Here is an 18,936-nt window from a genome sequence, read left to right on the forward strand (position 1 = left end):
CATGACACTCGACTACGGCACCGCCGACCTGAAGGAATTCACCGATTCGCTGATCCTGACCCGTGGCTCCCGCCACGAGGACTGGGACACCCTCGGGTTCCAGGCCAAGGCCGGTGACCAGTTCAAGCGCGCACAGATCCGCTACGTCGGTTCCGGAGCCACCGGGAACCACGACAACGACAACCGGACCATCCCGTCGCGCGGATTCACCTTCTCCAACATGCTCCTTCCGCCCGGCGCCGAGGGCCCCGAGCACACCCACCACGACGCCGAAGAGGCTTTCTTCGTCCTCGAGGGTGAGGTGGAGGTCGGTGTTCACCGCGACGGCAAGGTGGAGAAGCGCACCCTCGGCTACCGCGACATGATCGTCGTCCCGGCCGGGGTTCCGCGCAGCCTGAAGAACAACGGCGACAAGGACGCCCTGTTCTGCGTCATCATCGGCGCGCAGAAGCCGCAGATCCCGACGTACCCCGAGACGTCGGCCATGCACGGTGTGACACGGGACTGATCGTGAATCTCGACGGGAAATCCATCGTCGTCACCGGTGCCGGGCGTGGCCTCGGTCTGGCCATCGCCCGCCGGCTCGGTGAGGACGGCGCCGACCTGTGGCTCGCCGACATTCGCGAGGACTGGGGAGAGTCGGCGGTGGAGAGCCTGCGCGCCGACGGCGTGAAAGCACAGTTCGTCCACGTCGATCTGCGCGACGCCGAATCCGTCTCCGCAATGGCGGCCACCGTTACCTCCGGTGGGCCGCTGTACGGGCTCGTCAACAACGCTGCCCTCGCGGATGGAGTGGGCGGCAAACCGATTCACGAACTCGACATCGACGAGTGGGACAAGGTGCTGGGCGTCAACCTGCGCGGCACCTTCCTCGTGAGCAGGGCGATCATTCCCGCCATCATCGGGAACGGAGGCGGACGAGTCGTCACCATCGGCTCCGACGCCGCCCTGTACGGCTCACCCCGTCTCGCGCACTACATTGCGTCCAAGGGTGGGGTGGCTGCCCTCACTCGGGCCATGTCACGCGACCTCGGCCCGCACGGCATCACCGTCAACACCGTCTCGCCCGGTCTGACCGAAAGCGAATCGGCGCAGAAGGTTCCGGAGCACCGGCACGAGCTGTACCGCCTCAACCGGGCACTCGAGCGGCCGCAGCAACCGTCCGATCTGGTCGGTGCCGTCGCGTTCCTGATGGGACCCGAGGCGTCGTACATCACCGGTCAGCAACTCGTCGTCAACGGCGGATTCGTCCTGCACTAGAGAAGGGGACCACGTCGTGGACCTGCAACTGAAAGACCGCACCTACCTGGTGACCGGCGGAAGCTCGGGAGTCGGGCTCGCCACCGTCGCGATGCTGCTCGAGGAAGGTGCCAACGTCGTCACCTGTGCCCGCGACCGCGACCGGCTCGATTCCGTCATAGCACCGCTGCCCGGAAGCGACCGCGTCCTCACCGCGTCCTGCGACGTCCGGGACCCGGCCGCGGTCGCCGCACTCGTCGAGGCGGGGGTCGAGCGGTTCGGCGGACTCGACGGTCTGGTCAACAACGCAGGCAAGTCCCGCATGGTCCCGCGCGGCGAGGCAACCCTCGACGACTGGCGCGACGAACTCGACCTCAAGTTCTCCAGCGTCCTCAACACCGTCGAGGCCGCCCTGCCACTGCTGCGCAAGTCCGACGCCGCGGCCATCGTCAACATCTCGGCGGTGCTCGCGCGGCAGCCCGAGCCGCGGCTGGTCACCACCAGCGCCGCCCGGGCCGGACTGCTGAACCTCAGCAAGTCGCTGTCGCTGGAACTCGCCACCGACGGCATCCGCGTCAACTCGGTGTCGCTGGGACTGGTCGACACCGGCCAGTGGCGGCGCCGCTACGAGGAATCCGGTACCGACGCCACCTTCGCCGAATGGGAGGCGGAGATCGCCCAGGACCGCGGTATCGGACTCGGCCGGTTCGGCCGCGCCGACGAGGTGGCCGCCATGATCGTGACCCTGCTGTCTCCCCGCTCGTCCTATGTGACGGGCACCAGCCTCGACGTCTGCGGAGGCGTCGCCCGTTATGTCTGAGAGGAACACCATGTCCGTAGGAAATGGGGGCGACCTGCTCGTCCAGGTGCTGCGCGAGGCGGGTGTCGACACCGTGTTCGGCATCGTGAGCGTCCACAATCAGCCCCTGGTGCAGGCGGTCAGCAAGCACCTGCGGTTCGTGCCGGTCCGGCACGAGGCCACCGCGGTCAGCGCGGCCGACGGGTATGCCCGGGCCACAGGCGGACTCGGCTGCGCCCTGACGAGCACCGGCACCGGTGCCGGCAACGCGGCCGGCTCGCTGATCGAATCGCTCAGTGCCGGAACGTCGGTGCTGCATTTGACGGGCAACGTCGAGAGCCGGTACCTCGGCTCGGGTCGCGGGTTCATCCACGAGACCAAGGATCAGCTGGGGATGCTGACGGCGACGTCGAAGCATGCCGCCACCATCCTCGACACCGACAGTGCAGGAAAGACGCTGCGGGAGGCGGTCGCCCAGGCTCTGGCAACGCCCGGAGGCCCGGCGAGCATCGAGTGGCCGATCGACCTGCAGTACGCCCAGCACGACATCGACGTTATGGAGGCGGCGCAGGAGAGCCCCCGGACTCCCGACGCCGACGAACTCGCTGCGGCACTGTCGTTGCTGGCTGCGGCCGAGCGCCCCGTCATCTGGGCCGGCGGCGGCGTCGCACGAGCCGGTGCCGAGCTGACCGAACTGGTGGAGCGGTGGGGAGTCCCGTTACTCACCAGCAACTCCGGTCGTGGAGCCGTGCCCGAGGACCATCCGCTGTGCATCGGCAACTACGGCAACACGCCGGTGGGCCGGGAACTCCTCCAGGACGCCGACCTGCTGCTGTCGCTGGGCACCCACTTCCGGTCCAACGAGACCGGCGACTACTCCATGCCCGTCCCCGCCGTGCACGTGCAGGTCGACGTCGATGCCGCCGCGCTCGGCCGCGTGTACCCCGCGCAGGCCGGTGTCACCGCCGACATCGGAACATTCCTTCGGACACTCACCGATCTGGCTCCGGTCGACGCCGCCTGGACCGAACGTGCCCGCACCACCCGCGAACTCGTCCGCAGCAAGCAGCGCGCAGGACTCGGAGATCACGCCGTACTGTGCGACGCCGTGCGTGCCGCGTTCCCACAGGATTCTGTCATCGCCCGCGACGTCACCATTGCGTCGAGTTCCTGGGGTAACCGGCTGCTCCCGATGTTCGACCCCAAGTCCAACGTCTTCCCCCGCGGCGGCGGCATCGGGCAGGGCCTGGGCATGGCAATCGGTTCCGCACTGGCCGACGAAACCCGGCCCACCCTGGCGCTCGTCGGCGACGGCGGCCTGGCCGTCCACTTCGGCGAGATCCTCACCATGGCGCAGGAGAAGCCGTGGCTGGTGCTGCTCGTGTTCAACGACGGCGGCTACGGCGTGCTCCGCAACATGCAGAAGGGCGGGGGTGACGACACCTACGCGGTCGACCTCGTCACGCCCGACTTCCCGCTCCTCGCCCAGTCGATCGGGGTGCCGTACCTGCGGATCGGCGGTGCCGCCGAAGCCCATGCCGTGCTCGAGGACGCGGTCTCGCGGCAGGCGCCGGTGATCGTCGAGGTGGACCTCGCCGCGTACGGCGACATGCCCGCACCATTCACACCTCCCGTCACAGTGCCCGGAAAGGACGTCAAATGACCACGGTCGCGGTGTGCGGTGGCGGAATCGGGGGACTGGCCACGGCGATCGGCCTCCGCAAGTTTGGTCTCGACGTCACGGTCTACGAGCAGACGAGGCAGTTCGCCCGCGTCGGCGCCGACATCAACCTCACCCCGAACGCGGTCCGCGCACTCGACGGACTGGGCGTGGGTGCAGAAATCCGCGAGTCCGCCGCCCGGCCCCAGTTCCGGCTCAGCCGAACGTGGGACACCGGAGTCGAAACGTCGCGGCTGCCGATGGGGGATACAGCGGAGCAGCAGTACGGTGCACCGCAGTTGACGATGCACCGCGGCGACCTCATGACCGCCCTCGAGAATCGGCTGCCCTCGGGTGTCGTGGAAATGGGCCGGCGGGTCAGCGGCGTCGGCGACGGTAGCATCGAATTCGCCGACGGCAGTATGGTTTCCGCAGACGTGATCGTGGGTGCCGACGGCATCCACTCCGCGGTCCGGACCGCTCTCCTCGGGCGGGACCAGCCGACGTTCACCGGAGTCGTGGCGTTCCGCGCCGTCGTCCCCACCGAACGCGTCGGCGAGCTCCCGAACCTCGACTGCTTCACCAAGTGGTGGGGACCGGATCCATCGACGCAGATCGTCACCTTCCCCCTCAACCAAGGCAAGGACATCTTCGTCTTCGCCACCTGCGGTCAGGAGGAGTGGACCGAGGAATCCTGGACCACCCCGGGCTCGGTCACCGAGCTGCGGGACCTCTACCGCGGCTTCCACCCCGACGCACGAGCCCTGCTCGACGCCTGCGACGACGTCCTGAAATCGGCTCTCTACGTGCGTGACCCGCTCGAGTCGTGGACGGACGGAACCTCGGTGCTCCTCGGCGACGCGGCACATCCGATGATGCCGTTCATGGCACAGGGCGCCGGCATGGCCATCGAAGACGCCGTGGTACTGGCCCGCTGCCTCGGCATGTTCGACGAACCCGCGGCCGCGCTGCAGACCTATCAGCACACCCGCCTGCAGCGCACCTCACGCATCCAGCGCGGCTCCCGGTCCAACGAATGGCTCAAAGTCGCAGGCAACGGCGACTGGGTATACGAGTACGACGCCTGGCGGGTGCCGCTCGAGCCGGCCACCGTGCGGGCAGGAGCGTGAATGGAAACATCACGACGGCACCAGATCTCCAGACGAGGTGCACTGGCTCTGCTCGGCTCCGCTGCGGCGGCCGTCGCAGCGACGAGTTGTGCGTCACACATCTCGGACGCGCAGCCGAGTGGTGCGACGCCACCGGACGCCTACGAGCTGTCCGGCGACGTCGACGGATACACGACGAAGCTGATTCTGCTGGGAACAGCGGCGGGACCCATTGCGGTACCTGGGCGTAGCGGCACAGCCAGCGTGCTCGTCGTCGGGGACAGGCCGTATCTCATCGATGCGGGTCCGTGGTCGAGTCGAAAGTTGATCCAGGCAGGTATCGATGCGGATTCTCTGGGTGGAGTGTTCATCACACACATGCACAGCGATCACATTGCCGACTTGTTCAACGTCTTCTGGCTTCCGGGCGGCACTCCGTCGTACACCTTCCGCAACGTCGTGCCGGTGTACGGTCCCGGATCGGCGGGAAAGCTGCCAGTCCCGCGCGGTGGCGCGAGCATTCCCGTCCAGAGTCCCGGTGCGCCGGCTCCCGGCCTGACCCAGCTGTTCTCCGGAGTGCTCGACGCGTACGCCTACGACATCAACATTCGCAATGCCGAGAAGGGTGCGCAGTCCGACTACGGGCAGCGGCTCACCCTGCACGACGTATTGCCCCCGGTGTCGGCGGGGGCGTCCGCCGACAACACGTCGCCGGACATGGAGCCGTTCCCCGTATTCGAAGACGACCGGGTGCGTGTCACCGCGACGCTGGTGCCACACGGGCCCGTCTTCCCGTCGTACGCGTACCGTTTCGACACCGAGGACGGAGCGGTGACGTTCTCCGGTGATACCGCGAAGTCACCCAACGTGGTTCGGCTCGCGACGGGATCCGACATCCTGGTCCACGAGGTGATCGACGTCGATTTCTACGCCGCCACCTCCGGTCCCGCCCTCGTCGAGCACATGATTCACGCACATACCACCGCTCAGGACGTAGGACGTGTCGCGACCGAAGCAGGAGTCCGCCAGGTGGTGCTCTCGCACATCGGACCGGGCGACCCCCGTCAGGTCACCGACGATCAATGGACCAGCGGCGTGTCATCGACGTATTCCGGCACTGTGACCGTCGGGCACGATCTGGTGCAGGTCGGCGTCGGGCAGCGTCGCTGAGCGATTCTTGTCTGCCGCCCTGCCCTCTCACAACAGAACGGCGGCGATCTCCCCGGCTGTGACGCGGGCGAGTTCCACGAAGAACGGTATGCGCTGGTCGATCATGAGTTCGGTGGGTCCGCGTAGTCCGAGAGCGAACCGGACGACTCCGTCGGAGTCGCGAATCGGCAACCCGATGGTGCGGAAGTCGGGGGTCAGCTCCTCGTCGTTGAAACCGTAGCCACGCTCACGGGTGCGGTGCAGTTCCTCTCGAATACCGGCGACGTCCGTGATCGCGCGGGACGTGGTGGCCGTCCGCGGTAGCGAGGCGAGTTCGGCGTCGTCGGTGTCCGACCACGCGAGGAACACCTTGCCCAAGGCGCTGGCGTGCAGGGGAAGCCGAACACCCTGCAGCACATGCCCGTCACTTTTCCGCCACCGGCTGAAGCCCAAGAGCACGACGTCGTGACCGTGCCGCATGGCCAGTGAGGCGGACGCCCCCGTGGTGGCCGCCAACTGCTCGAGATAGGGCTCGGACAGATAGATGCGGTGCTGCCGGTAAGAGATCTGACCGTACGCGGCCAGGGCGCTTCCCAGGCGGTACCGGCCCGACGTCGCATCCTTGTCGAGAAAGCCGGCATCGACCAGGGACTGGAGCAGGCGATGGGTGGTGCTCACTGCGAGGTCCTGGCGCTTGGCGATCTCCGAGACGCCCAGCTCCTCACCCCCGCCGAAACAGGAGAGCATCGTCAGGGCCCGCGACACCGTCCGAACTCCCACAGCACGTGAGTCGGTCACCAAAGGTCCTTTCGTGGCAATGCAACCGTGCGCCTTTCTGGTTGTCCCAGCTACCAGAAAGGCGCACGGGCCGGAACGGCGTCCGGCGCAGAAGGCACCATACTTTCCGCCTGCCGGAAAATGGCGGCGCCCGCATGTGCCGAATCCCCAGCGCACGCCGGTGAACTGGGTTTCCGGAACTTGTCAAGGTTTCCGATCTGTAGAAAACAAACAGGAGGAAATCTGGGGCGGGGGACATAGCGTCAACGGTCGTCACACCTGACGATTCATCCGTTGAAGGAGTTCCCCACATGTCCCGCTTACGCCGACTGCCACGAGCCGCCGCCGCGCTCGCCATGATCCCGCTGGCCGGGTTGGCGGTGGCGTGTGGGTCTTCCGAGGAGCCCGGAGGAGCCGCTGCCGGTGCGGACGTCACTCTGAAGGTCTTCGATCCGGGCAACTCGGGCGCCATCGCTGTCGGAAAGCGCGACGGAACCTACGATGATGCCCTTGCACCGCTCGGTGCGAAGATCGAATGGGTCAAGACCACACCCGGATTCAGTTCCAACCTCAAACTTTTCAACACCGGTGAACTCGACATCCAGACCGGCGCGTACAGCCCGGTGGTGGGGGCGCTGTCCAAGGATGTGGGCGTGCGGATCTTCGCGACCTCCGACCCGTACAACAAGGATCAGGCAGGCATCATCGCCCGACCCGAATCCGGGATCAAGACCGTCGCGGATCTCGCCGGAAAGCGGATCGCGGTGAACCCTGCCGGTAAGGGCGAGTACATCACCCTGAAGGCGCTGACCGAGGCGGGCGTTCCCATCGACTCCGTCGAGCGGGTGCCGCTGCAGCAGGCCGACGCCGCGTCGGCGTTCTCCACCGGGCAGGTCGACGCCTGGGCGTCGTTCCTGATCCCGTACCAGGAGGCGAAGGCGAAGGGGGCGGTCGAAATCGTCACCGAGGCGAGTATCGGCTCGGTGGACAGCACCATCATCGCCGGCCGTACCGAGGTGCTCGAGGAACATCCCGAGGTGGTCGCGAAGTTCCTCGAAGTGACGCAGCAGCTCACGGAGAAGCAGCGCCAAGACCCTGCGTCGTCCGAGAACGTCTTCGAGAAGACCGGGCCGCGGGCGCTCTCGGGTCAGCGACTCGACGACGCGATCGAGCTGGGCGGCCGCATCACCAACTTCCGGTACCCGACGGCCGCCGATGCCGCCGACCTGGAGTCCATCGCGGCGTTGTTCGCCGCTAACGGAGTCATCCAGCGGCCGCTGAAGGGCAGTGACGTCATCTTCGATCTCCCTGCCGCACTCGACAGCGCGTCGGCCGAGGGTAAGTGAGTTCGGTGGTGACCCTGACGGAACCCGCGCGCGACACGGCACCGGGAACCCTGACACTGGAGACACCCCGCTATCGCCGCACCCGGGAACGGCCCCGGTGGATCTCGATTCCCCTCCGATTCCTCGTCCCCGCGCTGCTCGTGGCCGGGTGGTGGATCGGGTCTTCCACCGGCATCCTCAGCCCCGAGATCCTCGCCGGACCGCCTGCGGTGTGGCTGGCCTTCGCGGAGCTGTACGAGTCGGGCCAGCTACTCGACTTCGGTATCGCTTCGCTGCAACGCGCGGCGCTGGGTGTGGGCTGCGGCGTCGTCATCGGGCTCGTGCTCGGAGTGCTGTCCGGACTTTCCGCGCTCGGTGAGGAGCTCATCGACTCCACGATGCAGATCAACCGGGCGGTGCCGTTCCTGGCGCTCGTTCCGCTGTTCATCGCGTGGTTCGGCATCGACGAGACGTTCAAGGTCGTCCTCATCACCGTGGCGACCCTTGCCCCGATGTACGCGTACACCTACCTCGGAGTGCGCGGCGTCGACCGCAAGATGGTCGAGGCCGCCCGCGGGTTCGGGCTCACCGGCTGGCGGCTGGTGTTCGGCGCAATCCTGCCGACCGCACTGCCAGGAGTGCTGATGGGGTTGCGTATCTGCCTGTCACTCAGCATCACCGGGCTCATCGCCGCCGAACAGGTGGGCACCCGCGAAGGCATCGGGTACCTCGTCACCCTCGCGCAGGAATACAACCGCACCGACTACATGGTTCTGTGCATCGTGTTGTATGCGGTTCTCGGTTTGATCTTCGACGCCGTCGTCCGGGTGATCGAGAAGTTCGCGATGCCGTGGCGGCAACTGTCGGTGACCCGATGAACACCACCGAGGCGCCGTTGCCGCCGCTCGCCCCCCGCGAACGCACCGCGACCACCGCAGCGGAACGACGAGCCGGGTCGCCCCTTGCCGTGTCGCTGAAGGGTGTGCGGAAGTCGTTCGGCGACAAGCACGTACTCGCCGGAATCGACCTCGAGATCACCCGCGGCGAGTTCGTGGTCCTGCTCGGCCCGAGCGGCACCGGCAAGACGACACTCCTGCGACTGCTCTCGGGACTCGAGCCACCGGACAGCGGCGACGTTCTGGTACCGCGGCAACGCACGGTGGTGTACCAGGAACCGCGACTGATCCCCTCCAAGCGTGTCCTGGCGAATGTGTCGGTCGGGCAACGTCGGTCACGCGTCACCCGCGAAAACGCCCAGCGTGCGCTGGCCGAAGTCAATCTCGGCGACAAACAGCGAGCCTGGCCCGCCACCTTGTCCGGCGGCGAAGCACAACGGGTCGCGCTCGCCCGTGCCCTGGTCCGCGAACCCGAACTGCTGCTGCTCGACGAGCCCTTCGCCGCGCTCGACGCGCTGACCCGGTTACAGATGCAGGACCTCGTCGGCGACCTGGTGGCCCGGCACCGCCCGGCCGTTCTGCTCGTCACGCACGACGTCGACGAAGCGGTGCGCTTGGCCGACCGGGTGCTGATCCTCGACAACGGCGGCTTCGCGGTGGACGTCGACATCGATCTCCCCCGTCCGCGGGACAGAAACGATCCCGACTCGCTCCGCTACCGCGCGACCTTCCTCGCCCAACTGGGAGTGGGACGCCATTCCCCACCAGATAAGGACAACTCATGACTGTGACGACCGGACCTGCGCTCGACACCCTCTGGTACACCCGCTGCCCGGTGCCCACGGCGAGCGGCCTCGCGAACAATCTCGGCTGGCTCAGCCGGACCGCGGACGCCGCCGGAGTCGAATTCGGTGTCCTGCAGGACGCTGGTCCCGAACTGGCCGTGCGACATTTCGATCACCGCCTACCCGGCCTCATCCGGGAAGGCGGCAACGTGCCGGCCCTCGCCGCACGCGCCGAAGGTTCACCGACCCGGTTGATCGGACTCACCTGGATCGACGAGGCGCAGGCGATTCTCGTGCGGCCGGAGTCCGGTATCCGCGCGGCCGCCGAGCTGGCCGGGCTGCGGGTCGGCATCCCCGCCTGGGCCGCCGACCGGGCGCGGAGCTTCCCGCGTGCGATGGCACTGCACGGTGTCGCCTCCGCGCTGCGCCTCGGCGGGCTGTCCTTCGCGGACGTAAAGCTGGTGGAGGTTGCGACGACGGCGGCTCCGCAGGTGCGCACCGCCAATCCCGACCGCAACACCACCTGGGGCATCGAGTCGCTGCTGGCGGGTGATGTCGATGCCGTCTACGTCAAGGGCGCCCGCGCCCAGGACGTGGCTCGGCAGCACGGCCTGGTCGTCGCGGTCGACCTCGATTCCACTGCCTCGCTGCGGGATCGGGTGAACAACGGCACCCCACGCCCGGTCACCGTGCACGCCGACCTCCTCGAACACCGCCCCGACATCGTGATCGGCTTCCTCGCCGAGAGCCTGCGTGCCGCGGACTGGGCGGCGGCGAACGTGGAACAGGTACGTGCCGTCTTCCAGACCGAGACACAGTCCGGGCCGGAAGGCGTCGTCGCGGCGTACGGCGAGAACTTCCACGAAGGGCTCCACCTGAACCTGTCCGAGGAGCGGGTCGACCTTCTCGGCGTCCAGAAACAGTTCCTGTACGCCCACGGCTTCCTCGCCCGGGATTTCGACCTCGAATCCTGGGTGGCGCGCGAACCCCTCGAGCAGGCCAAGGCACAGCTCGCCGCGGAGAAGGAGCCCACGACGTGACGGACTTCTACTGGGAGTTGCCGTCCCGTGGTGACGGGCGCCGGGTCGCATCCGAGTTGAACACTCGTGGCGGCTTCGGGGCCGATCGTCCGGCGACGGTCGCCACCGACCTGCGTCCGGGCAAGCTCGGCCCCTTCGACGAACTCGCCCAGGTGATCCACGCCGCGGAACTGTCGGGAGTCGACGGAGTGATCGCGCCCTACGACCCGTCGGGTGAAGAATCCTGGGTGGTGGCCGCGGCGGCACTGCGGCAGACCCGGCACGCGCGGGTCGCGGTCGAATTCCATCCCGCGTTCGGCACTCCGGTGTACGCGGCGAAGATGTCCGCGACCCTGCAGAGGCTTTCCGGTGGACGGCTCGAGTGGCGACTGAAGGTCGAGACCGACCCGGCCGACGCCCGCGCCCGCGGCGACCGGGTGACCGGTCCTGATCGTTACGCGCGTGCGGACGAGTTCCTGACCGTGGCTCGCGGCGTGTGGAACGACAGCGAGGTTCTTCCGGGCGGATTCGGTGGCACCGGATACGAGTTCGCCGGGAACCACTACGACGTGATCGACGGCGGTTTCCGCGGCATCCTCTCCGGGCTTCCCTTCCCCGTCGTGCACCTCACCGGGAATTCGGACGAGGCTGTGACGTTGTCTGCCAAACACGGTGACGTCCACCAATTCGTGCTGACCGACACCGGGTACGAGACGTCCGCGCGCACCCTGGCCGACCGTGCACTCGAGCAGGGCAGGTCGGTGCGAAAGCTGTTGCGGCTGCCGATCATCGCGCGTGAGACGACGGACGAGGCGTGGGCGCGCGTCGAACGGCTGTGGCGGGAGGCGCACCCGGACGGTGTGAGCGGCGACAGCCGCGCTCTCGCACGCGAGAACTCCCAGTGGTCGGGGTTCGACCGCCTCGGCTACGACCAGCCCATCGGCCTGATCGGCAGCTATGAGGACGTGGCCCGCGAGTTGTCGTCGTTCCGGCATATCGACGGCTTCGTCCTCACCGGCCGACCGCACATCGAGGAACTTCACCGGGCGGGCGAACACCTGCTCCATCTCGTCGACCCCGCCGGACGCACCCTCGCCGGTCAGGAGGCACACGCATGAGTATCGACTTCTACTGGCGCATAGGTATGGAGGGCGACCACGCGTCACTGCGCACGCCGCGGCGCTACAACCGTGGCGACGCGGGCGGATACGGTCCCGGCAACATCGCGCCGGCGATCCGGAACGGTGAACTCGACGGCTACGGGTACATCGACCACATGGCCGCGGTGGCCAAGGCGTCCGAGTCGGCCGGCTTCCTGGGCGGTCTGCTGCCGTCCTTCCCGATGACGGAAGACCCCTGGGCAACCGCGTCCGCGCTGGCCGCCGAGACCACCACGTACCGATTCATGGTCGCCTTCCAGCCCGGGTTCCTGCACCCGGTACAGGCGGCCAGGATGTCGGCGAGCCTGCAGCGGGCCACCGGTGGGCGACTGGTCTACAACATCATCAGCGGCGGTGGCGGTGCCCCTCAGCTGTGGTGGGGAGACAAAGTCGATCACGACGACCGCTACGCCCGGACCTCCGAGTTCCTCGACGTCCTCCGAGGCGTGTGGGACGGAGAGCCATTCAACTTCGACGGCCGGTTCTTCCGCACCGCCGGTGCTGCCCTGGCTCCCGGTCTGGCCGGACAACCGTTCCCCGAGGTGTACTTCTCCGGCTCGTCCGCGGCGGCCGTCGCCGCCGCGGGCACGCACTCGGACTACTACCTGTCCTGGCTCGAGCCGTACGCAGACCTGCGGAAAAAATTCGACGGCGTACGAGAGCAGTCCGCGAAACTCGGGCGCACCCCCAAATTCGCGGTGCGGATCGACATCGTCGCCCGCCACACCGAAGAAGCGGCCTGGGCGGAGATCGAGAAGGGCTGGGCCTTCGTCGACAAGGATGCCGCAAACCGGGCGGCGCAGGGCGATTCCGTCGGGGCGGCCCGCATCAACGGCTGGGTACCCGAACACATCACCGGCTACCGGGACCTCGAAGTCCAGCCCAACGTCTGGTGTGGCTTCAGCCTGATCCGAGGCGGCCCCGCATTCGGACTGGTCGGCAGTTACGAGCAGGTCGCCGAACGTCTCGACGAACTGCGTGAGCTCGGCGTGGACGCCTTCATCCTGGCCGGCAATCCTCACCTCGAGGAGGCATACCGCGTCGGTGAAGAAGTTCTTCCCCTCCTGCAACGCCAACCACTTCCCACTTTCGGACAGGACACACCATGACTACAACCGAGAATCGCGTGAACTCCGACGTCACCACCTTCGTGGAGGCAGCGCAGCGCGACGCAGACAAGGCCTTCGCCGTATTCCGGAGCACCGGTACCGTGTCGGCCAACGGCACCGTCAATTTCGTCGAACGGGTCCCGGGCACCGAGATCGCCGTCGCGCTGAACGATCCCGGCCCGTGGGCGGATGATCCCCACGTGTCACCGGTCGTGGCGACCTTCGACGGGGACGTGCTGTCGGGTAACGGTTCCGCCGGATTCGTCACCGGTTACGCCGCCGTCTTCCGGCAGCATCCCGAGATCACCAGCGTCGTCCACATTCACACACCGTGGCTCGGCGGCTGGGCGCAAACCCATCGCACCTTGCCGATCCGGTATGCGGCGTCACAGCGGCTGACGCTCTCGCGTGAGATTCCGCCGCACATCGATCGTTCGCAGTCGGCGGGCGACTTCATCCTCGAACGTCTGCAGGACGACCCGGACCTCGTGGCCATCTTCGAGGCCAACGGCGGTGTCAACGTGATCGGCCGCAGCGGCCTGCTCGAGCTCGCGAAATTCGTCGTTCTCCTCGAAGAGGGCGCACAATTCCAGGCCATCGCCGAATCTCTCGGTGGTTCGGTCGAATTCGACCCCTCGAACCTCGCCGTGCAGTGGGGACGCTCGGGGCTGGCCGACGAGGCCCGCCGCCGCGGCCTCCTCTGATGTCCTCACCTTCCTCAACCGAACAGAACAGGTAACGGCCATGACAGTCCGTGTCGGATACTTCCCGCACAACAACTCGCTCTTCGTGCTGCGGCACACCGGAATCCTCGAGCGTCGGCTACCCGACGTCGAATGGGTGGATCTGCGTGACCTTCCGTCGAAGCCGCCCGTCGATCCCACCAACGCCCTTCCGACCCTGCATTCCGACTGGCTGTTCGAGGACGGCGGATACGACGTCATCGGCACCGGCTTCACCCCGCCGATCACCGGCCTGGCGCACGACCGCGACCTCGTCTACATCGGCATCTCCGGGCCCCGCATCGAGAACGGCCGCCTCGTCGTGAAGGCGGAGTCCGGCATCGACGCCGTCGAGGATCTTCGCGGGAAGCGCGTCGGCATCGCACACGGCTCATGGCAGACGACGCTGCTCCTGTTCGCGCTCGACCGGGCAGGGCTCACCTGGTCCGACATCGTTCCTGTCGACACCGACGTGCGCGGAGGCGGCGCCGAACTCGTCAGCGGAACCATCGATGGGTGGGTCGGCGCATACCCGGGGCTGGCGGAGATCGAAGCCGAGCACGCACTGCGCACGCTCGTCGAAACGGACGGACTCTTCAGCCACCCCTCGCTGTGGTTCACCCGCCGCGACTTCGCGGAGGACAACGCCGAACAGCTGCGGGCCGTCGTCGAGGCGCTGCAGGAGTCGGACGCCTGGATCGAGGCACACCCGCGCGAAGCGGCGCAGTTCTTCGTCGACGACGTCGAGCGGCGCGGCGGAACCGCCAGTCTCGATGCCTGGGAGGCGGCGCTGCGCGGCCGGCCCTTCGGCATCCACCCGGTGACCGACGAATTCCTGGACGAACAGCAACGCGCCGCCGACCTCCTGCTGGCCAACGGACTCCTCCCGCGGTCGATCCGGGTCCGCGACGCCGTGGTCCCGGAGATCGGCGAGTTGGTCACCGCCGATCGCGCCGCCGTGTAGGCGGGGCTCCGGGCACGCAACTCGGCGAGTCGTGCCGATTCCCTTGTCTCCGCGAACGGGGAGGGGGAGGGTGGTGTTCCAGGACACCGTCACCCCTTGCGGAGGCCGGACATGGACACCACGATCACCGAGATCGCACCCGACATCTACCGCATGTCGACGTACATCGACGACGCGAACCTGATCATGAACCAGTTCCTCGTCGACGGTGAGGAGCCGCTCCTCTTCCACACCGGACAGCGGTTCCTCTTCCCGTCGGCATCCGAGGCGGTCGCGCGGCTGATCCCACTCGACCGATTGCGATGGATCACGTTCGGCCACGTCGAGGCCGACGAGTGCGGCGCGATGAACTCGTGGCTCGGGGTGGCGCCGCACGCCGAGGTCGCGCACGGGGCGATGGGCTGCTTCGTGCAGGTGAACGACCTGGCCGACCGTATGCCGCGGCCCCTCGACGACGGCGACGTCCTCGAGACGGGGACGCGGCGGGTGCGTCACATCGACACTCCGCATGTCCCGCACGGTTGGGATGCGGGACTGATGTTCGAGGAGACGACGTCGACCCTGTTCTGCGGAGATCTGTTTACCGCGTTCGGTCATCATCCCGCCCTGACCGAAGAGGAGTTGCTCGGTCCGGCGCTGGAGGGAGAGGACAACGGGAGGGCGACGTGCCTGACACCGGCGCTCGAACCGACCATCCGCGCACTGGCGGATCTCGAACCCCGAACCCTGGCACCCATGCATGCACCGGCCTTCACCGGCGACTGCGTCCAGGCGCTGCACGACCTCGCTTCCGCCTACGAGCAACGGTTCGAAGCCGAACGCGAACGGTACGCCGGCCGGCACTGACCCCCGCGTCCCACGGGTGCGACCAGGGGATGGGTTGCGCGGCTCCCGTCTGGGCACTCTGCCTCGAGAGCGGCGCCGTACAACAGCGATGCGGCACCGGCCTTGCTCGAGCGACAGCGAAGGGGAACTTACGTGTCCGAGAAGAAGCCGCTGATCCCAGGAACACCCGGATCGGGAACACCGTCGGTCGACGAGCCGACCGAGCCCAAAGAGCCGCTTCCACCGAAATCCGATCAGCGGTCGCCTGCATTGCGGACCGCGACGGGTGAGCCCGTCAAGGGTGCGGAGACGGCGAGGGGACAGAAGGGCGAGTACCTCACGACCGCGCAGGGTGCGCGTCTGTACGACACGGACCATTCCCTCAAAGCGGGGAAGCGGGGACCGACCCTCCTTCAGGATCACCATCTGCGGGAAAAGATCACCCACTTCGATCACGAACGGATTCCCGAGCGGGTGGTCCACGCCCGGGGCGCTGCTGCGCACGGTGTGTTCCGCGGCTACGGCGCCGCCGAGCCGATCAGTAAGGCCGCCTTCCTCGGCAAGGACGTCGAAACTCCCGTCTTCGTCCGGTTCTCGACTGTTCTCGGCTCGCGTGGTTCGGCAGACGCCGTCCGGGACACCCGCGGTTTCGCCACCAAGTTCTACACCAGCGAGGGCACCTTCGACCTGGTGGGAAACAACATTCCGGTCTTCTTCATCCAGGACGGAATCAAGTTCCCGGACATCATTCACGCGGGCAAACCGCATCCCGACCGCGAAATTCCGCAGGCCCAGAGCGCCCACGACACGTTCTGGGACTTCGTGTCCCTCCACACCGAGGCGACGGCGCACACGCTGTGGAACATGTCCGACCGGGGCATCCCGCGGTCGTATCGGATGATGGAAGGCTTCGGCGTCAACACCTTCCGCATGATCAATGCAGACGGCGAAAGCACTCTGGTGAAGTTCCACTGGAAGCCGAAGCTGGGCGTGCACTCGCTGGTCTGGGAGGAAGCGCAGATCATCAACGGCATGGACCCCGACTTTCATCGACGCGATCTGGCCGATGCGATCGAAGCCGGTGCCTACCCGCAGTGGGAGCTGGGTATCCAGGCGTTCCCGGACACTCCCGACCAGATGTTCGACGGAATCGACCTCCTCGACCCCACCAAGATCGTGCCGGAAGAATTGGCTCCGGTGCAGCCGATCGGCGTCATGACGTTGACGGCGAACCCGACCAACTTCTTCGCCGAGACGGAGCAGGTGGCGTTCCATCCCGGCCACCTCGTTCCCGGCATCGACGTGACCGACGATCCGCTGCTGCAGGCCCGGTTGTTCTCGTATCTCGATACACAGATCAGCCGGCTCGGTGGCCCGAACTTCGGGCAGATACCGATCAACCGTCCCCACACCGAGGTGAACGACATGCTGCGCGACGGCATGCACCAGACCGGAGTACATCCCGGGGTCGCGCCGTACCGGCCCAATTCGCTCGACGGGGGGTGCCCGTTCCTGGCCGGGGCAGACACCAGTGCCTTCGTCGAGGTGCCGGTGCCGATGCCGGAGTCGACGAAACTCCGGGGTGCCCCCGCAAGTTACGACGACCACTTCTCGCAGGCCCGGCTCTTCTACGCCAGCCTCACCGACATCGAACGCGCCCACGTCGCGCAGGCGTACACGTTCGAACTCGGGAAGTGCTACGAGCAGGCCATCAAGGAGCGGACACTCCGCGTTCTCGCCGAGATCGATACCGGCCTGTGTGCGGAGGTTGCTGCCGGGCTCGGACTCCCGGCCCCCGAGCCGACCGTCGCCCACGAGGCGCCGCCGATCGTCAGTCCCGCGCTGTCCCAGGTGGGCGCCGAGTGGCCGGTCGACGGCCGGATCATCGGCATCGTCGCGGACGAGACGTCGGACCTCGCCGAGGTGGCCGCCGCCGTGAAGACGATCGATGCGGGCGGGATGGTTCCGCTGGTCATCGGACCCCACGGCGGTGAACTCGGGTCGGGGAAGGAGGCGGTACCGGTGTCGCGCACGTTCCTGACGATGCGTTCGGTGGAATTCGACGCGATCCTCCTCGCCGCATCCCCGTCCGATCCCCGGCTTCTGGTGCTCGTCTCCGAGGCATTCCGCCACTGCAAGGCGATCGGCGGGTGGCCTGCCGGCCGCGATCTGCTCGTCAGCGCCGGCATCTCGGCCGATACCCCCGGAATCGTCGTGGCGGACGAGACCGAGGGGCTGCTCGACGGCATGACGACGCTGATGCGGTCGCACCGGGTATGGGAGCGGACCGTCTGATCGACAGCAATACCAGGTGACCCGGCCCTACGGCCGGGTCACCGTTCGTTCGTAGGAACGAAATTCCTGCAACTGTGGCGCACGATACATCTTAGTGCTAAATTATTGAGCACTAAGGAAATCCCGAGTGCAGGAGTATCGATGACAACAGACGCAGACACCATCCCCATGATGGTCCGTCAGATGCGGGTCGAGTCCTCGGGCGTCGTCTCGCTCCGCCTCGAACGGCCCGACGGCGGGGCCGTCCACGAGTGGACCCCGGGTGCCCATCTGGATCTGCACCTGAGCGGCGGCACCGTGCGGCAGTACTCCCTCTGCGGCGATCCCGACGACAAGACCGGATACCGAGTCGCGGTCCTGCACGAGGCGCACGGTCGCGGCGGGTCCCGGCACATTCACGAGACGCTGCGTCCCGGCGACACCGTCCACGTGAGCCCGCCGCGAAACAACTTCGAATTCCTTCCGTCTCCCCGCTACCTCTTAGTCGCCGGTGGAATCGGAATCACACCGCTCCTCGCGATGATCGGCGAAGCCACACGGATGGGCGCCGACTGGGAACTGCACTACGGCGGACGCTCCCGCGCGTCGATGGCGTTCCTCGACGAACTGTCCGCGCACGGCGAACGGGTGCAGGTCGTCACCGAAGACGTGGACGGCATCCTCGACCTGAACGCTCTCCTCGGCGAGGTTCGCGAGGACACCCTCGTCTACGCGTGCGGACCCGAAGGCCTGCTCGCCGCCATCGAGAACGTCGCCTCCGCGTGGCCCGAAGGGTCCATTCAGCTCGAACGTTTCAAAGCCAAGGAAATACCCGCCGACACGCTGGCCGGTGACCGACCGGTCCGGGTCGTCTGCGAGCGGTCGGGCATCTCCACCACCGTCGCCGCCGACAGGACCGTCCTCGACGCGCTCGAGGAAGCCGGTGTCGACGTCCCCAACTCGTGCCGGGAAGGCATCTGCGGTACCTGCGAAACCCGTGTCCTGTGCGGCACCCCCGATCACCGTGACTCGCTGCTCTCGAGCGCCGAGCAGGAGTCCGGGGCAACCATGATGATCTGCGTTTCCCGCGCCCGCTCCGACGAGCTCGTGCTGGACCTCTAGAA

Annotated in this window: 18 protein-coding genes; 17 read left to right on the forward strand and 1 reads right to left on the reverse strand. The window is 67.3% G+C overall.

Annotated features, from left to right (window positions below; genetic code table 11):
- Window position 1 precedes the first annotated feature (1 nt).
- Genes ACH49N_RS08310 through ACH49N_RS08335 form a run of 6 tightly spaced genes read left to right on the forward strand, consistent with a single transcriptional unit; the run spans window position 2 to window position 5,977 of the window.
- Complete coding sequence (locus ACH49N_RS08310) at window positions 2–508, forward strand: cupin domain-containing protein (RefSeq protein ID WP_109325877.1); 507 nt, start codon at window positions 2–4, stop codon at window positions 506–508.
- 2 nt (window positions 509–510) lie between these two features.
- Window positions 511–1,260, forward strand: coding sequence for a 3-oxoacyl-ACP reductase family protein (locus ACH49N_RS08315; RefSeq protein ID WP_250765992.1), 750 nt, complete (start codon window positions 511–513; stop codon window positions 1,258–1,260).
- A gap of 16 nt (window positions 1,261–1,276) precedes the next feature.
- A complete protein-coding gene (locus ACH49N_RS08320) occupies window positions 1,277–2,059 on the forward strand; it encodes an SDR family oxidoreductase (RefSeq protein ID WP_358271842.1) in 783 nt (260 codons plus the stop codon).
- Complete coding sequence (locus tag ACH49N_RS08325) at window positions 2,052–3,701, forward strand: thiamine pyrophosphate-binding protein (protein WP_358271840.1); 1,650 nt, start codon at window positions 2,052–2,054, stop codon at window positions 3,699–3,701. Before ACH49N_RS08320 ends, ACH49N_RS08325 begins: the two co-directional genes overlap by 8 nt.
- On the forward strand, window positions 3,698–4,828 hold the full coding sequence (locus tag ACH49N_RS08330) for an FAD-dependent monooxygenase (RefSeq protein WP_358271838.1): 1,131 nt from the start codon (window positions 3,698–3,700) through the stop codon (window positions 4,826–4,828). Before ACH49N_RS08325 ends, ACH49N_RS08330 begins: the two co-directional genes overlap by 4 nt.
- Window positions 4,829–5,977: an MBL fold metallo-hydrolase gene (locus tag ACH49N_RS08335; protein ID WP_358271836.1), complete on the forward strand. Its 1,149-nt coding sequence runs from the start codon at window positions 4,829–4,831 to the stop codon at window positions 5,975–5,977.
- 27 nt (window positions 5,978–6,004) lie between these two features.
- On the opposite strand, the gene ACH49N_RS08340 is transcribed toward ACH49N_RS08335, so the two are convergent.
- Window positions 6,005–6,754 (reverse strand): IclR family transcriptional regulator, encoded by a 750-nt coding sequence (locus tag ACH49N_RS08340; protein WP_358271834.1) that lies wholly within the window; start codon window positions 6,752–6,754, stop codon window positions 6,005–6,007.
- 290 nt (window positions 6,755–7,044) lie between these two features.
- On the opposite strand from ACH49N_RS08340, the gene ACH49N_RS08345 reads away from it, so the two are divergent.
- From ACH49N_RS08345 to ACH49N_RS08395, 11 genes are all read left to right on the forward strand, one after another.
- Complete coding sequence (locus ACH49N_RS08345; protein WP_358271832.1) at window positions 7,045–8,079, forward strand: NrtA/SsuA/CpmA family ABC transporter substrate-binding protein; 1,035 nt, start codon at window positions 7,045–7,047, stop codon at window positions 8,077–8,079.
- Window positions 8,080–8,084: 5 nt separating this feature from the next.
- Window positions 8,085–8,936: an ABC transporter permease gene (locus ACH49N_RS08350; protein ID WP_317766311.1), complete on the forward strand. Its 852-nt coding sequence runs from the start codon at window positions 8,085–8,087 to the stop codon at window positions 8,934–8,936.
- On the forward strand, window positions 8,933–9,739 hold the full coding sequence (locus ACH49N_RS08355; RefSeq protein WP_109334792.1) for an ABC transporter ATP-binding protein: 807 nt from the start codon (window positions 8,933–8,935) through the stop codon (window positions 9,737–9,739). The genes ACH49N_RS08350 and ACH49N_RS08355 overlap by 4 nt, the downstream gene beginning before the upstream one ends.
- Window positions 9,736–10,779 carry an ABC transporter substrate-binding protein gene (locus ACH49N_RS08360; protein WP_358271830.1) on the forward strand — a complete coding sequence of 348 codons (1,044 nt, stop codon included), beginning with the start codon at window positions 9,736–9,738 and terminating at the stop codon, window positions 10,777–10,779. The genes ACH49N_RS08355 and ACH49N_RS08360 overlap by 4 nt, the downstream gene beginning before the upstream one ends.
- On the forward strand, window positions 10,776–11,876 hold the full coding sequence (locus ACH49N_RS08365; RefSeq protein WP_358271828.1) for an LLM class flavin-dependent oxidoreductase: 1,101 nt from the start codon (window positions 10,776–10,778) through the stop codon (window positions 11,874–11,876). Before ACH49N_RS08360 ends, ACH49N_RS08365 begins: the two co-directional genes overlap by 4 nt.
- Window positions 11,873–13,027 carry an LLM class flavin-dependent oxidoreductase gene (locus ACH49N_RS08370; protein WP_159918715.1) on the forward strand — a complete coding sequence of 385 codons (1,155 nt, stop codon included), beginning with the start codon at window positions 11,873–11,875 and terminating at the stop codon, window positions 13,025–13,027. The genes ACH49N_RS08365 and ACH49N_RS08370 overlap by 4 nt, the downstream gene beginning before the upstream one ends.
- A complete protein-coding gene (locus ACH49N_RS08375) occupies window positions 13,024–13,731 on the forward strand; it encodes a class II aldolase/adducin family protein (RefSeq protein WP_358271826.1) in 708 nt (235 codons plus the stop codon). The genes ACH49N_RS08370 and ACH49N_RS08375 overlap by 4 nt, the downstream gene beginning before the upstream one ends.
- 40 nt (window positions 13,732–13,771) lie before the next feature.
- Window positions 13,772–14,713, forward strand: a complete 942-nt coding sequence (locus tag ACH49N_RS08380) for an ABC transporter substrate-binding protein (RefSeq protein WP_358271825.1) — start codon at window positions 13,772–13,774, stop codon at window positions 14,711–14,713.
- Between the two features lie 111 nt (window positions 14,714–14,824).
- Complete coding sequence (locus tag ACH49N_RS08385; RefSeq protein WP_159918718.1) at window positions 14,825–15,559, forward strand: MBL fold metallo-hydrolase; 735 nt, start codon at window positions 14,825–14,827, stop codon at window positions 15,557–15,559.
- 132 nt (window positions 15,560–15,691) lie between these two features.
- Window positions 15,692–17,833, forward strand: coding sequence for a catalase (locus ACH49N_RS08390; RefSeq protein WP_358271823.1), 2,142 nt, complete (start codon window positions 15,692–15,694; stop codon window positions 17,831–17,833).
- A 141-nt stretch (window positions 17,834–17,974) separates the two neighbouring features.
- Window positions 17,975–18,934: a PDR/VanB family oxidoreductase gene (locus tag ACH49N_RS08395; RefSeq protein WP_358271821.1), complete on the forward strand. Its 960-nt coding sequence runs from the start codon at window positions 17,975–17,977 to the stop codon at window positions 18,932–18,934.
- Window positions 18,935–18,936 lie beyond the last annotated feature (2 nt).

This window comes from Rhodococcus sp. NPDC019647 (genome assembly GCF_044389235.1).
Taxonomy (GTDB): Bacteria; Actinomycetota; Actinomycetes; order Mycobacteriales; family Mycobacteriaceae; genus Rhodococcus_F; species Rhodococcus_F oxybenzonivorans.

Coding starts and splice junctions, on each gene's coding strand:
- ACH49N_RS08310 (WP_109325877.1), top strand. CDS start 2: ATGACACTCGACTACGGCACCGCCGACCTGAAGGAATTCACCGATTCG.
- ACH49N_RS08325 (WP_358271840.1), top strand. CDS start 2,052: ATGTCTGAGAGGAACACCATGTCCGTAGGAAATGGGGGCGACCTGCTC.
- ACH49N_RS08330 (WP_358271838.1), top strand. CDS start 3,698: ATGACCACGGTCGCGGTGTGCGGTGGCGGAATCGGGGGACTGGCCACG.
- ACH49N_RS08335 (WP_358271836.1), top strand. CDS start 4,829: ATGGAAACATCACGACGGCACCAGATCTCCAGACGAGGTGCACTGGCT.
- ACH49N_RS08345 (WP_358271832.1), top strand. CDS start 7,045: ATGTCCCGCTTACGCCGACTGCCACGAGCCGCCGCCGCGCTCGCCATG.
- ACH49N_RS08355 (WP_109334792.1), top strand. CDS start 8,933: ATGAACACCACCGAGGCGCCGTTGCCGCCGCTCGCCCCCCGCGAACGC.
- ACH49N_RS08360 (WP_358271830.1), top strand. CDS start 9,736: ATGACTGTGACGACCGGACCTGCGCTCGACACCCTCTGGTACACCCGC.
- ACH49N_RS08370 (WP_159918715.1), top strand. CDS start 11,873: ATGAGTATCGACTTCTACTGGCGCATAGGTATGGAGGGCGACCACGCG.
- ACH49N_RS08375 (WP_358271826.1), top strand. CDS start 13,024: ATGACTACAACCGAGAATCGCGTGAACTCCGACGTCACCACCTTCGTG.
- ACH49N_RS08380 (WP_358271825.1), top strand. CDS start 13,772: ATGACAGTCCGTGTCGGATACTTCCCGCACAACAACTCGCTCTTCGTG.
- ACH49N_RS08385 (WP_159918718.1), top strand. CDS start 14,825: ATGGACACCACGATCACCGAGATCGCACCCGACATCTACCGCATGTCG.
- ACH49N_RS08395 (WP_358271821.1), top strand. CDS start 17,975: ATGACAACAGACGCAGACACCATCCCCATGATGGTCCGTCAGATGCGG.